The sequence below is a fragment of the Bradyrhizobium sp. HKCCYLRH3061 genome (genome assembly GCF_051168015.1).
GTDB lineage: Bacteria > Pseudomonadota > Alphaproteobacteria > Rhizobiales > Xanthobacteraceae > Bradyrhizobium.
In genome coordinates, this window is sequence record NZ_JBNPUE010000014.1 from 129751 (window position 1) to 143235 (window position 13485).

The 13485-nt window shown below is 66.7% G+C and carries 11 protein-coding genes; 4 read left to right on the forward strand and 7 right to left on the reverse strand.

The features are described from left to right. Positions 1 to 63: 63 nt before the first annotated feature. From ACQR2C_RS22535 to ACQR2C_RS22565, 7 genes are all read right to left on the reverse strand, one after another. Complete coding sequence (locus tag ACQR2C_RS22535) at positions 64 to 1152, reverse strand: ABC transporter ATP-binding protein (protein WP_316178309.1); 1089 nt, start codon at positions 1150 to 1152, stop codon at positions 64 to 66. Beyond that, positions 1149 to 2213, reverse strand: a complete 1065-nt coding sequence (locus ACQR2C_RS22540; RefSeq protein ID WP_434882152.1) for an ABC transporter substrate-binding protein — start codon at positions 2211 to 2213, stop codon at positions 1149 to 1151. Before ACQR2C_RS22540 ends, ACQR2C_RS22535 begins: the two co-directional genes overlap by 4 nt. A 14-nt stretch (positions 2214 to 2227) precedes the next feature. Then, a complete protein-coding gene (locus ACQR2C_RS22545) occupies positions 2228 to 3103 on the reverse strand; it encodes an ABC transporter permease (protein WP_315802275.1) in 876 nt (291 codons plus the stop codon). A gap of 8 nt (positions 3104 to 3111) precedes the next feature. Beyond that, entirely contained in the window at positions 3112 to 3987 is an 876-nt protein-coding gene (locus ACQR2C_RS22550) for an ABC transporter permease (protein WP_434882153.1), read from the reverse strand. Then, positions 3987 to 4769, reverse strand: coding sequence for an IclR family transcriptional regulator (locus ACQR2C_RS22555; RefSeq protein ID WP_315802277.1), 783 nt, complete (start codon positions 4767 to 4769; stop codon positions 3987 to 3989). Before ACQR2C_RS22555 ends, ACQR2C_RS22550 begins: the two co-directional genes overlap by 1 nt. 153 nt (positions 4770 to 4922) lie before the next feature. Next, positions 4923 to 8468: a molybdopterin cofactor-binding domain-containing protein gene (locus tag ACQR2C_RS22560; RefSeq protein WP_315802278.1), complete on the reverse strand. Its 3546-nt coding sequence runs from the start codon at positions 8466 to 8468 to the stop codon at positions 4923 to 4925. Then, positions 8468 to 8950, reverse strand: a complete 483-nt coding sequence (locus ACQR2C_RS22565) for a (2Fe-2S)-binding protein (protein WP_315802279.1) — start codon at positions 8948 to 8950, stop codon at positions 8468 to 8470. The genes ACQR2C_RS22560 and ACQR2C_RS22565 overlap by 1 nt, the downstream gene beginning before the upstream one ends. 285 nt (positions 8951 to 9235) lie before the next feature. On the opposite strand from ACQR2C_RS22565, the gene ACQR2C_RS22570 reads away from it, so the two are divergent. From ACQR2C_RS22570 to ACQR2C_RS22585, 4 genes are read left to right on the forward strand one after another with little or no spacing between them, the layout of a single operon-like run. Beyond that, the gene (locus ACQR2C_RS22570; protein WP_315802280.1) at positions 9236 to 10681 is read left to right on the forward strand and encodes a 6-hydroxynicotinate reductase; all 1446 of its coding nucleotides are present in this window, start codon (positions 9236 to 9238) and stop codon (positions 10679 to 10681) included. After that, positions 10678 to 11565 carry a UPF0280 family protein gene (locus ACQR2C_RS22575; RefSeq protein WP_315802281.1) on the forward strand — a complete coding sequence of 296 codons (888 nt, stop codon included), beginning with the start codon at positions 10678 to 10680 and terminating at the stop codon, positions 11563 to 11565. The genes ACQR2C_RS22570 and ACQR2C_RS22575 overlap by 4 nt, the downstream gene beginning before the upstream one ends. Positions 11566 to 11604: 39 nt before the next feature. Further along, the gene (locus ACQR2C_RS22580; RefSeq protein ID WP_315802282.1) at positions 11605 to 12189 is read left to right on the forward strand and encodes an amino acid synthesis family protein; all 585 of its coding nucleotides are present in this window, start codon (positions 11605 to 11607) and stop codon (positions 12187 to 12189) included. A gap of 27 nt (positions 12190 to 12216) precedes the next feature. Next, positions 12217 to 13419, forward strand: a complete 1203-nt coding sequence (locus tag ACQR2C_RS22585; RefSeq protein ID WP_315802283.1) for an ABC transporter substrate-binding protein — start codon at positions 12217 to 12219, stop codon at positions 13417 to 13419. Positions 13420 to 13485: the final 66 nt, after the last annotated feature.

Here is a 13485-nt window from a genome sequence, read left to right on the forward strand (position 1 = left end):
CGCCGTTGCGAAGGGCGATCCGCCACATCGAGGGAAGGGGACGGGAGTATGACGTTCACAATATCAATCCTCGAGAATGACGAGATCGGTCGGCCGCCAGCCGAGCGCGACGGCTTGGCCGGGTGCGTGGAGTGGACCGGCTCCTGAATTCGGCTGCTGAGCCAGCACCCGCTCGCCACCGTCCAGGACGATGCGGTAGAGGACGGCACCGCCAAGGAAGTTCGTGCTCTCGACCGTACCGCGTGCGGACGTGCCCTTGCTCTCGGCATCGACCGGGCCGGCTGGCGACACCATGATCTTCTCCGGCCGCAAGGCGACCGACAGAACCTCGCCACCGGCCGTTGCGGACACATCCGGCAGGGCCAGCACCAGGCCATTGCCGACCGCGATTCCGGTCCCGTGGTCCAGCGTCACGCGCTGGCCGCGGAAGATATTGGTGTCGCCGATGAAGTCGGCGACGAAGCGGGTTCGCGGCTGGTCGTAAATCTCGACCGGTGTGCCGATCTGCTCGACGCGGCCGGCGTTCATCACCGCGATGCGGTCGGACATCGCCAGCGCCTCCTCCTGGTCGTGGGTGACGAAGACGAGGGTGAGGCCGAGAGTCTTCTGCAGTTGCTTGAGCTCGAACTGCATCTGCTGGCGCAGCTTCTTGTCGAGCGCGCCGAGCGGCTCGTCACAGAGCAGCACGCGCGGCGAGATGACGATGGCGCGGGCGAGCGCGACGCGCTGCTGCTGGCCGCCCGACAATTGTGCCGGCCTGCGGTCCTCCATGCCGGACAGCTCGACCATCGCCAGCGCGGCCGTGACCTTGGACGCGATCGTGGCCTTGTCGGTCTTGCGCATGCGCAGGCCGAAGGCGACGTTCTCCGCCACCGTCCGGTGCGGAAACAGCGCATAGTTCTGGAACACCATCGCCATGTCGCGCCTGTGCGCGGGGACATGGGTGATGTCGGCGCCGTCGACGCGGATCTCGCCGGTGCTGGGGCTGTCGAAGCCCGCGATCATGCGCAGCGTGGTGGTCTTGCCGCAGCCGGACGGGCCAAGCAGCGAGAAGAACTCGCCCGGACGGATGTCCATGGCGACCGCGTCGACGGCGCGTACGCCGCCGTCATAGACCTTGCTGACGCTGGCGATCTCGATGCTTGCGCTCATGCGCGGAAGATCCGGTTGACCCGGCTGTCGATCGCGTCCTTCTGCGCATTGTACCACTTCCAGTCGACCTGGATCAGCTTGCTGACCTTTTCCGGAGTGGTCAGCAGCTTGGCGTCGTACTTGGCGTCGAGCTTCACCTTCTTGTTGGCCGGCGAGTACCAGACGGTCTCGGCGAGGCGCTTTTGGACCTCGGGGCGCAGCATGTAGTTCACATAGGCGTTGGCGAGCTCCTTCATCTTGCTGCCGGGTGTGATGCTCAGCACCTGCTCCAGCGACAGCACGCCCTCGCTCGGGGTGACGAAGTCGATCGGCTGGTTTTGTCCGTCATAGCGGTAGATGCCGGAGTCGTGGATCACGCCGAGGCCGACCTCGCCGGACAGGAACAGCTTCTCCATCGCGCCGGTGAAGTCGACGAGCTTGATCGGCTTCAGCTTCTCGAGCGCCGCATAGGCCGCGTCGAGATCGGTCTGCCCCTTTCCGTAGAGCGTGCCGCACATCATCAGGAAAGCCTGTCCCAGGCTGTTGACAGGGATCACATAGCCGCCGCGCACGCCGTTGTACTTCGCGTCCCACAGCTCCTTCCAGGACGTGACGTTGGCGTAGCCCTTGTCGGTGCGCATGCCCAAGCCAATGGCGCTGGTGAAGATGCAGACACCGACGATCTTGTCGCTGACCGCGTAGGGGTAGACGTCGGCCATGTTCGGCACCAGCTTGGGGTCGACCTTCGGCTCGACGAGGCCCATCTCGACGGCGGCCCACTGCTCGTTGGAGTTGGTGTGCAGCACGTCGTAGATCGGCGCGGAGCGCGAGCTCGCCTGCAGCTTCGGCAGGAACGGCAGCGCAGTGTCGGTCCTGAGCTTGCACTTGAACTCGCTTTCGAAGGCGGGGCCGATCTCGGCCTTCATGACGTCGCCCCATTTGCCGCCCCAGCCGGTGATGTTCAGCACGGGCTCCTCGGCGCGCGCGACGTAAGGCGCCGCGACGACGCCTGCACCAAGCGCAGCAGCCGAAGTCAGCAGGCGCCGGCGGCTCATGGGGAAGCGACGCAATGAGTCGGTCATGTCCGGAATCTCCCTTAGAGTTTGACGTAGGAGCGCAGGCCAACGGTGCGGTCGAGCGCGATGACGACGATGAAGGCGAGCAGGATCGAGACCACCGAGGCCGCGCCGATGGTGCCGTCGAGATCGAACTTCAGATAGTTGAACAGCGTGATCGGCAAGGTCTCGCTGCCCGGCGCGACCAGGAACAGCGACACCGGGAACTGGTCGAACGAGACGATGAAGGCAAAGATCGCGCCTGCCAGAACGCCGGGCTTCACCAGCGGCAGCGTGATCTCGAAGAAGGTCCGGGTGGGGCTGGCGCCGAGATTCTGCGCGGCTTCCTCCAGCCTGACATCGAAATTATGCAACACGGCGAGGGTGGTGCGCACGACGTAGGGAATCGTCACCAGCGTATGGCCGGCGACAAGGCCCCACAACGGGCGCCCGACATCGAGCAGCACATAGGACTGGAACAGTGCAAGACCGGTCAGGATCGCAGGCAGCATCAGCGGCGACAGCATGGTCGCCACGATCAGGCGAGAGCCCGGAAGGTTACCGCGCGCGACCGCCAGCGCGGCCGACGCGCCGAGCACGGTGGCCGCGACCGTGGTCATCGCTGCGACCTCGATGCTCAAGAGCAGCGCGTGCATGAAGTCGCGCGAGGCGAAGAATTTCTCGAACCAGCGCAAGGAGACGCCGACCGGTGGAAACTGGATGAAGGGCGTCGGATTCAGCGCGAACACGATCACGATCGCGATCGGCGCCAGGAGGAAGGCGAGGATGGCGCTGTTGGCGGCGAGATAGAGCCTGCGGCCCCACCGGAGCGGCGTCGTGCTGCGACGGGCAGGTGCCGCCCCCAGATCGATCGGCGCAGCAAGCGGCGGCTGCGATCCTGGAGCAAGGCTCGTCATCTGCGCCCTCATTGCAGCTCGCGCTGGCCCGAGACGAGGCCGAGCACGTGATTATACGCGATGACGAGCGAGAGCGAAATGACGAGCAGCACCATGCCGAGCGCAGCCGCGAAGCCGACGTTGAAGTTGGCGGAGATCTGCTGGTAGATCAGGATCGGCAGGGTCATGACCTGGAAGCCGCCGAGCAGGATCGGGGTCACATAGGCGCTGATCGCGAGCGCGAACACGAGCAGCGACCCCGCGAGGATGCCGGGCAGGCTGAGCGGCAGGGTGACTTCGAGAAAAGCGCGCCATGGGCTGGCGCCGAGATTCTCCGCCGCCTGCTCCAGCCGTTCGTCGATGCGGCCGATCACGCCGGTCAGCGTCAGCACCATGAACGGCACATAGATGTGGACGAGGCCGATGACGATGCCGGTCTCATTGTACATCAGCTGCAACGGCCTGGTGACCAGCCCGAGCGAGGTCAGGATCTGGTTGATGGCACCCTTGTCGGACAGCAGCGTCATCCAGGCGAAGGTACGCACCACGATGCCGGTCAGCATCGGCGCCAGCACGGCCATCAGCAGCAGCGCGTGGCCGGTGCGGCTCTTGATCCGCGCCATCCAATGCGCGAGCGGATAGCCGATCATGAGCGCGGCCAGGGTCGTCCAGAGGCCAATCCGGATCGTGGTCCAGATCACCTCGAGATAGTAGCCGTCATCGCCCATGCGGGCATAGTGCCTGGCGGTGAGGGCGACGTTCGGCATGACCACGGGGTTGCCGGTCAGGACGCTCATCACCGCCATCAATCCGATCGGCAGGAAGAAGAACAGCGCAAAAAGCAGCGCGCTCGGCAGGATCAACAGCGCCAGGCTGTTGACGCGCGGCGCGCTGCTGCTCGTCATCAGGAGGCCAGTCCGGCCAATTGCTCGATGGTCTGGCCGAGCGGATCGCCGGTCATGCGCCGCAGCTTTGCGGCCATGCTGCCGAGCTCGCGACGGACATTGGCACGCTCGATCTCGGTGGTGGCCTGGACCGAGTAGGAGACGGCGATGCCGATCAGCTCACCGCTCTCGCCGCTCGCCAGCGCAAAGCCCTGCGAGCCGACGCCCTCGATGGCCTCGTCGGCGGCGTCCGAGATGCCGGTCCGGCGGATCTCGTTCAGCCGCGCCATCAGCTCGGTGAAGTTCTGCGGCGAGTTGGCCGGGACCTTCGGATAGTCGAGCGGCACGCGCGCCCGGATCTCCTGGTCCGACAGACGCGCCAGCATGGCGCGGCCGTTCGAGGTGATGATGGCCGGCGTGCGCTGGCCCGGCGGGTTGACGACGCGCAGCGGGTTGGAGCCGGGCACGATGCGCAGCACCACCTGCTGATAGCCGTCGAGCACGGCGATGTAGCCGGTGTGTCCGGTGCGCGCGCAGACATCGCGCAGCTCGCGCTCGGCGGTGGCGATCAGGTCGTCATGGGCCCGGTGCAGCCGCCCGAGCTCGAAGGTGAGCAGGCCCGGCCGGTAGCGGCGGCTGTGCGGATCCTGCTCGAGCAGGCCGCAATCGCGCAGCGAGCGGAGCAGGCGTGAGGTCGAGCTCTTCGGCTTGCCGGTCAGGACCTGGACGTCGGCAAAGGAGAGGTCGGGCCGCGCGGTTGAGAAGCAGCGCAGGATGTCGATGGCGTTGGTCAGGGCGCTCATGATGATACCGTTTGTTCCATTTTTTGGAACGTAGTCCCGAATTCTAGAAGCGGCAGGGCGACTGCCGCAAGGCGAAATTACTGGCAAGCAGGTGCCCGAATGCGCGTCAGGGTGGTGGGCGGGGCGCCGGGCGCTGAAGGAGCATGCTCGGCCTCACTGCACCGCGGCCGACCTGATGCGACCGATGACGGCGTCCACGTCCGTCCAGGCCGGCTTGTCCGGGGCGAATTGCTGACGGAGATAGGAGACGAGTTCGGCAAGCTGGACGTCGCTGAGATGGTCCTTGAACGCCGGCATGTAGCCGAGATCGGACGAGGCCGGCTTCATGATCCCGTGCAGGATCACCTGGATCAGGTTGTCGGGTGTGGCGCTGTGCAGGTTGCTGTTCAGCGCCAGCGAGGGCCGGCTGCCGAACAGCGGCAGGCCGCCGATCTCGTGACAGACCGCGCAGGCGCCGAGATAGAGCCGGGCGGCCGGAGATGCCGCCGAGGTCACCCTGGTGCGCGCCTCCAACTCCGCTGCCGTCGCCTCCAGCTTCGCTGCCTCGGGCGAGGGCGTCTGGAAGGAGGCGAGATAGACCGCCATGGCCCGAATGTCTGCGTCGGGCAGCGTCGCGAGATCCTTCACGATCGGCGCCATCGGACCGGCGGCCACGCCATGGAGGCGCGACTGACCGGAGCGGAGATAGGTGTAGAACTCGTCCTCGGTCCACGGGATCGGGGCAGTCGAGAGCGCGGTCAGCGCGGGGGCTTCCCAGCCCTCCGCGAAGCCGCCAGCCAGATATGCGTTGCGCTGCTCGGCACCGAGCGCATTGCGCGGCGAATGACAGGCGCTGCAATGGCCGAGGCTTTCGACGAGATAGAAGCCGCGATTCCACTGCTCCGATTGGGTTGGGTCAGGCCTGAACGGCTGGGTGTCATGAAACAGCGCGTTCCATCCGGCGATCAGCGGCCGCAGGTTGAACGGGAAGCGCAGCGCGTTGTCGGGCGCCTGCTGTCTCACCGGCGCCTCTGCCATCAGGTAGGCGTAGAGCGCCTGCAGGTCGGCCTCATCGGTTCGCGCGAAATGCGTGTAGGGAAACGCCGGATAGAGCTGCCGGCCGTCGCGATGCACGCCCTCGCGCATGGCGCGCTCGAAGGCGGGATAGGACCAAGCGCCGATGCCGGTCTCGACGTCGGGCGTGATGTTGGTGCTGAACAGCGTGCCGAACGGCGTCTCCAGCGCACGGCCGCCGGCATTGATCAGGCCGCCATCCGCGGTGTGACAAACCGCGCAATTGCCGAGCGCCGCGAGCGCCTCGCCGCGCGCGATCGTCGCGGCGGAATAGACCGAGGGATCGGGGCGTGTGATCGGTGCGATGGCACGCCAGGGCAACACGGCGGTGGCGACGCCGATCGCCGCGGCGCAGGCCGCGACGGCGCTGGCGATCACGCCGCCCCGCCTGGCAAAGGGCTTGAGCCATGTCGTCGCCGGTCTTTCGGGGGCGGGCAGCGACTGCGGCGCCGGCGTCTCGACCTGTTCGCCGCGCAGCCCTTTCAGAATGCGCTCCGGCGTGAATGGCGGCTCGCGGAAGCGGACGCCGGTGGCGTCGTAGATCGCATTGGCGATCGCAGCGGCGCTCGGCACGGACGCGGACTCGCCGACGCCGAGCGGCGGCTGATCCGGTCTCGGCAGCATCAGCACGTCGATCTCAGGCAAATCGGGGAAGGTGATGATCGGATACGCACCCCATTCCCGGGCCGCGACCTTGCCGCGCGAAAACGGAATCTCCTCCATCAGCGCCCGGCTGGTGGATTGGATGACGTTGCCTTCGATCTGGTGGCGTACGCCGTCCGGATTGATCATCAGGCCGGAGTCCTGGCCTGCGATGACCCGCGTGACGCTGACGTCGCCGGTCGTCGTATTCACCGCGACATCGGCGATCCACGCCGACCAAGCCGCGCCGTAGCCGGGAAACTTGCTGTGGACGTAGAGCGCATAGGCGAAGCCGCGGCCATGGACGACGCCGTTCTCGGGCGTCTTCTCTTCCCTCACGGGGCGCGGCGTCCAGCCGGCGCGTTCGGCCACGGCGTTCACGAGATCACGCGCGCGCTCGTCCTTCAGATAGCGCAGCCGGTATTCGATCGGGTCGACGCCAGCCTCCGCCGCGAGCTCGTCGATATAGGACTCATGCGCGAAGGTGTTGGGCAGCGCCGAGACGCCGCGGATCCAGGACGCACGCACGATCGGCGGCATGTCATGCGCAGTGACGCGCATGTGGTCGTAGTCGTAAGGCGGGATCGCGGTGCGATCGCCCATCTCGAACACCGCAGGCTCCGGCGCGATGCGGCCGGTCAGCAGCAGCGCCAGCGTCGGCGCGCCGTTCGACGGATAGCGCGTGGCGAACTCATAGGCCGCAACCGAGCCATCGGCATTGAGGCCGCCATTGACGTCCATCAGCTGTGCGGTGCCCTTGGGCTCCCACAGATGCTCCTGCTCGCGCGACAATTGCACCCGCACCGGACGGCCGACCGCGCGCGATAGCAGCAGCGCATCGGCGGTGACATCGTCGGCGCAGTTGCGGCCATAGCAGCCGGCGGCCTCCAGCCGGATCAGCTCGATGTGATCCTCGGGACAGTCGATCAGCTTGGCGAGATCGCCGCGCAGGATGTGCGGATTCTGCGTGCCGGAATAAATGCGGGTCTGCCCGTCGCGATAGTCGGCCACCGCGCAGGACGGCCCGATCGAGCCGTGCATCTGGTAGGGCCAGAGATAGGTCCGCCGCATCGGCTTGGCGGCGCCGGCGATGGCGGCATCGACATCGCCCTTGTCGAGCAGCCGACGCGGCTCGGACGGATTGGCGCGCAGCGCGTTCTCGACATCGTCGAGGTCGCGCAAGCTCGGCACCGGCTTCCAATTCGCCTGGAGCCGCTCGGCGGCGAGGATCGCGTTCTCCTCGCGCTCGGCGACGACGCCGATGAAGTCGCCGATGACGACGACGTCAACCAGGCCCGGTACGTCGCGCACCGACTCCCTGTCGACGCCAAGAAGGCTGGTGCCGATGAAGGGGCCGGCATCGACACCGGCATAGGGTGGACGCACGACGCGGCCATGCAGCATGCCGGGGACGCGAACGTCATGGACATAAGTGAGTTCACCGGCCGCCTTTGCCGGCAGATCGACGCGCGGCACCGACCGGCCGACGACCTGATAGTCGTTCACCGACTTGACGACGATATCGTCGGCGAGGGCGAGGCGGAACGTCTCATCGCCGATCAGCTCGCCATAGCTGAGGACGCGGTTGTCGGGACCGCGGACCAGTCCGTCCTCGACCCTCAAATCCACGACGTCGAGGTCGAGTTGCGCTGCCGCCCGCGCCAGGAGGAAGGCGCGGGCCTGCGCCGCAGCCTTGCGCAGCGGCACGGCGGTGATCTGAATTGTCTCGCTGGCGATGGTCGCGCCCTGATTCGGCACGACCGCGGTGTCCCCGAGCACGACCACGACACGGGCGAAGGAGACATCCAGCTCTTCCGCGACGATCTGTCCCAGCGCGGTTCGGATGCCGGTGCCGAGATCGACATGGCCGTTGAAGGCGGAGACCTCGCCTGCGGCCGTGATCCGGATGAAGGTTTCGAACCGGCCATCGTTGCCGGCGATGGGACGTTCGACGACCAGCCAGCCGCGAGGCGTGTCGGCGTCCTTGGTGAGGCGATCGTTCATCAGTCCAGCGCCTCGAGCGTGTGGCCGGCCGCGCGCATCGCCGCGCGGAGGATCTCGACATGGGCACCGCAGCGGCAGAGATTGTAGCGCAGCGCCTGCTTGATCTCGTCGCGTGACGGATCGGGCTTGATCGCCAGCAGCGCCTTGGTCGTCATGATCATGCCGTTGAGGCAGTAGCCGCATTGCGCGGCCTGCTCGGCGATGAAGGCCTGCTGCACCGGATCGGGCGCCTCGCGCGAGCCCAGCCCTTCAAGCGTGGTGACGTCGCGGCCGATGCAGCCTTCCACCGGAATGACGCAGGAGCGGGCGGCACGGCCGTCGATCAGCACGGTGCAGGCGCCGCATTCACCGAGGCCGCAGCCGTATTTCGGACCGTTCAGAGCGAGGTCGTTGCGCAGCACATGAAGCAGGGGCGTGTCCGGCGCGGCCGCAACGTCATGCGCCCGTCCGTTCACGGTCAGCCGAATCGTTGCTGGCGTCATGCCCTTCTGCCGTCCGCTGTGCTATCGTTAACGAGGATGCGATGGTGATCGCTCCGAGCGTATCGTTTGTGTACTAACATGCAAGTGCCACGTTTTGCGCTGCAGCGTGTGCACGATTTGTCGTCATTGTGCAGGGCAAACTGATCGTTTATCCGGCAATCGTGCTTTTCGTTCGCGGTGGCGCTTGACAGTCGGCGGAGGGGCGCGACATCATTCGTATACGAACGAATTGCCGCGGCGTGCGGACGGTTGCCGTCAACTCCGCTTCAAGATGGGCTTCTCTGCATGGTGACTGAGACGGCGAGCGAAGGTGCAGGGGACAAGATCCGCTGCGATGCCTGTCCGGTGATGTGCTACATCAAGCCGGGCGCGGCTGGCGCCTGCGACCGCTATGCCAATCAGGACGGTGTGCTGGTGCGCGTCGATCCGCATATCCTGCTGGAGCGCACGGTGTCGCATGGCGGCAAGCTGGTGCCGTTCCAGGCGAGCGGCGACTGGGACGGCAAGATCGTGCATCAGCCGGAGCTGTTCGTCACCGCGATCGGCGCCGGCACCACCTATCCCGACTACAAGCCCGCGCCGTTCATCGTGTCCTCGCAGGTCGAGGGCGTCGACATGGTCACGGTCGTGACCGAGGGCATCTTCAGCTATTGCGGCGTCAAGGTGAAGATCGACACCGATCGCTATCTCGGCCCGGAAGCGGCGACGGTGCGGGTCGACAGCGAAGCGGTCGGTCACGTCACGACCAGCGAATACGGCTCGCAGATGCTCTCGCTCGGCGGCGTGCATCATCTCACCGGCGGCTCCAAGAAGGAGGGGCGCGTCACCTGCGACGCGCTGATGGACCTCAGCAACCGCAAGGCCGTCGAGCTCGTCGTCGACGGCGGCTCCAGCGTGATCGTGCAGGCGGGGCAGCCGCCTGTTGTCAACGGCGTCAAGGAAGAGCGCATGCGCGTCGGCTGCGGCTCGGCCACGATCGGCATGTTCGCCAAGCAATGGCAGGGCAAGGTCGACGAGGTCGTCGTGGTCGATGATCACATCACCGGCGTGCTGTCGGAGCACCAGGCCGGCAAGCTGCTCGACATTGCCGCGACCGGCATCAAGATGAAGGGACGGCGCTCCACGCCGGGCCGCTACTTCCAGGTGGCGCAGCCCGGAACCGGCTGGGGCGGCACCGACATCTCCGATCCGCTGTCGATTCTCGGGCCGTTCGATGCGAAGACGGCGAAGCCTGGCACGACGCTGCTGATGGTGTCCACGACGGGCGAACATGCCGGCTACTACGTGCTCGACGAGTCGCTCAAGCCGGTGCAGCGCGAGATGCCGCCGGAGCTGCAGTTCTCGGTCGAGCGCATCCAGGAGAACTGCGAGCCGGCACTGTGCACCGTGCTGTTCATGGCCGGTGCCGGCGGCTCGCTGCGCGCGGGCGTCACCGACAATCCGGTGCGGCTGACGCGGTCGGTCAAGGATACGCTGACGCGGGTCACGAGCGGCGGTGCGCCGGTCTATGTCTGGCCGGGCGGCGGCATCACCTACATGGTCGACGTGACCCAGATGCCGGCCGGCGCCTTCGGCTATGTGCCGACGCCGGCGATCGTCGCACCGATCGAGTTCACGTTGAGGCTATCGGACTACGCGGCGCTCGGTGGGCACATGGACTACGTCCAGCCGCTCACGTCGCTCAAGGATGTCAGCAAGGACATTCGTCAGCTGCCGTGGCCGGGCGCATGACCCGGCAGCCACAGATCGCCTTGTTGCCCGAGCGGCGGCTGCATCTGCAGGACGGCCCGATCGATCTGATCATCGGCGCCGACGCCGCCGATGGCGATGTTCGCGCGGCCTATCGTGCGGCGGCCGAGCGTTTCACGGGTCTCTTGGACGAGCTGTGTGCGGAACTGTCCGATCTGCGCAAGGGAGCCGATCACGATCGTTGCCCATTGAAAGGCGTCGTTGCGCGGCGGATGCATGCGGCCGTGTCGCCGTTCGCGCGCGAGATGTTCATCACGCCGATGGCCGCGGTCGCGGGCAGCGTCGCCGAGGAGATTCTCGGCGCCATGCGCGGCGCGGCGAAGCTGACGCGGGCCTATGTCAACAATGGCGGTGACATCGCACTCCATCTGCGGGATGCCGCCACGTTCAGCGTCGGGCTGATGGACCGTCCCGACGGCGCAGGCGTGATGCGCAGGATGACGCTTCGTGCTGCCGATGCGATCGGCGGCGTCGCCACATCGGGCCGCCACGGCCGCAGCTTCTCGCTGGGCATTGCCGACGCGGTGACGGTGCTCGCGCGCAGCGCGGCGCAGGCCGATGCGGCGGCGACGGTGATCGGCAACGCCGTTGACCTTCCGGGTCATCCGGCCGTGCTTCGCCGACCCGCCTGCGAGCTGCAGCCGGACAGCGATCTCGGTGACCGCCTCGTCACATGCGAGGTCGGAGATCTCGGTGATGCCGAGATTGCCCAAGCGCTGGCCGTGGGCGAGCATCGTGCGCAGTCGCTGCTCTCGGCCGGCCTGATCGAAGGCGCCGTACTGCAGCTCCGCGGCAACATTCGCGTTGTCGGTCCGCGCGCGATCGAGATCGTTCGTCGGCCGCAGTTGCGGGCGGCGGCGGCGTGAGGTTTGATGCATGATGTGCAGGAACACGAAGGGTCGACGATGAGCGCCGTCATCAGAAAGATCGTGACCGTGGTCGAGGAAGTCCATCAGGAGATGGGCCGGACCGTGTCGCCGCCGACGCGGCGCGCGGCGGCAGTGGCGGTGATCGAGAATCCGTTTGCCGGCCGCTATGTCGAGGACCTCACGCCGCTGATCGCGATCGGCGAGGAGCTCGGCGAGATGCTCGCCAAGCGCGCCGTGGCCGCGCTCGGCATCGAGGGGCCGGCGGCGCACAGCTACGGCAAGGCCGCGGCCGTCGGCAGCGACGGCGAGCTGGAGCATGCCGCCGCGATCCTGCATCCGAAAATGGGCGCGCCGGTGCGCAAGGTGCTCGGCAAGGGCGCGGCGCTGATCCCGTCATCGAAAAAGCGCGGCGGCGTCGGTTGCACGCTCGACATCCCGCTCGGGCACAAGGACGCCGCGTTCGTGCGCAGCCATTTCGACGGCATGGAGGTGCAGATCAACGACGCGCCACGCGCCAACGAGATCATGGTCGCGCTCGCGGTCACCGACAGCGGGCGTCCCTTGCCAAGGGTCGGCGGGCTCACGGTCGCCGAGATCAAGGGCGACGACGGTCTAAGATAATTCAAATCAAAATTGGAGGCTGAAGGGATGCGACGGAGAACGATGCTTGCGGCAGGCCTGGGCCTTGCCGTTGCCGGATTGACGGGCACGGCGCGTGCCGAGGACGTCATCAAGATCGGCGAGATCAACAGCTACTCGCTGTTGCCGGCGTTTACCGAGCCCTACCGCAAGGGCTGGCAGCTCGCGGTCGAGGAGGTCAACGCGGCCGGCGGCATCAACGGCAAGAAGCTCGTCGTCGTCTCCAAGGACGACAGCGGCAAGCCGGCCGACGCGCAGACCGCTGCCAATGAGCTGGTGTCGAGCGAGAACGTGGCGATGCTCGCCGGCACGTTCCTGTCGAACATCGGTCTGGCCGTCAGCGACTTCGCCAACCAAAAGAAGGTGTTCTTCCTGGCGGCCGAGCCGCTGACCGACGCCATCACCTGGGCCAAGGGCAACAAATACACCTTCCGCCTTCGTCCGTCGAACTACATGCAGGCGGCAATGCTGGTGGAGGAGGCCGCGAAGCTTCCCGCCAAGCGCTGGGCCACCATCGCGCCGAACTACGAATACGGCCAGTCGGCCGTCGCCGTGTTCAAGAAGCTGCTCTCCGAGAAGCGCCCGGACATCCAGTGGGTCGACGAGCAGTGGCCGCCGCAGGGCAAGATCGACGCCGGTCCGGTGGTGCAGGCCGTCGCCGCCGCCAACCCGGAGGCGATCCTCAACGTCACCTTCGGCGCCGATCTCGTCAAGCTGGTCCGCGAAGGCAACACCCGCGGCCTGTTCAAGGACCGCAAGGTCGTCAGCTTCCTGACGGGCGAGCCGGAATATCTCGATCCGCTCAAGGAGGAGACGCCCGAGGGCTGGATCGTCACCGGCTATCCCTGGTATTCGATCAAGACGCCCGAGCACGACGCGTTCCTGAAGGCCTACCAGGCCAAGTACAACGACTATCCGCGGCTCGGCTCGATCGTCGGCTACCAGACCATCAAGTCGGCGGCCGCCATCCTCGCCAAGGCCGGCTCGACCGATACCGACAAGCTGATCGCCGCGGCCGAGGGACTGTCCGTTCCGTCGCCCTTCGGCGAGATCACCTTCCGCAAGATCGACCACCAGTCGACGCTCGGCGCTTATGTTGGCAAGACCGCGCTGAAGGACGGCAAGGGCATCATGGTCGACACCGTCTATCGCAAGGGCTCGGACTATCTGCCGAGCGATGCCGAAGTTTCCAAGCTCCGTCCGAAGGACTAAGTGAGGTCTTCCTGCCTCCTCCTCCCGCGGAGGAGAGCGGGCGGGGTGAGGGCGCGCGACGCCTGA

Coding starts and splice junctions, on each gene's coding strand:
- ACQR2C_RS22585 (WP_315802283.1), top strand. CDS start 12,217: ATGCGACGGAGAACGATGCTTGCGGCAGGCCTGGGCCTTGCCGTTGCC.
- ACQR2C_RS22535 (WP_316178309.1), bottom strand. CDS start 1,152: ATGAGCGCAAGCATCGAGATCGCCAGCGTCAGCAAGGTCTATGACGGC.
- ACQR2C_RS22555 (WP_315802277.1), bottom strand. CDS start 4,769: ATGAGCGCCCTGACCAACGCCATCGACATCCTGCGCTGCTTCTCAACC.
- ACQR2C_RS22570 (WP_315802280.1), top strand. CDS start 9,236: ATGGTGACTGAGACGGCGAGCGAAGGTGCAGGGGACAAGATCCGCTGC.
- ACQR2C_RS22540 (WP_434882152.1), bottom strand. CDS start 2,213: ATGACCGACTCATTGCGTCGCTTCCCCATGAGCCGCCGGCGCCTGCTG.
- ACQR2C_RS22550 (WP_434882153.1), bottom strand. CDS start 3,987: ATGACGAGCAGCAGCGCGCCGCGCGTCAACAGCCTGGCGCTGTTGATC.
- ACQR2C_RS22575 (WP_315802281.1), top strand. CDS start 10,678: ATGACCCGGCAGCCACAGATCGCCTTGTTGCCCGAGCGGCGGCTGCAT.
- ACQR2C_RS22565 (WP_315802279.1), bottom strand. CDS start 8,950: ATGACGCCAGCAACGATTCGGCTGACCGTGAACGGACGGGCGCATGAC.
- ACQR2C_RS22545 (WP_315802275.1), bottom strand. CDS start 3,103: ATGACGAGCCTTGCTCCAGGATCGCAGCCGCCGCTTGCTGCGCCGATC.
- ACQR2C_RS22560 (WP_315802278.1), bottom strand. CDS start 8,468: ATGAACGATCGCCTCACCAAGGACGCCGACACGCCTCGCGGCTGGCTG.
- ACQR2C_RS22580 (WP_315802282.1), top strand. CDS start 11,605: ATGAGCGCCGTCATCAGAAAGATCGTGACCGTGGTCGAGGAAGTCCAT.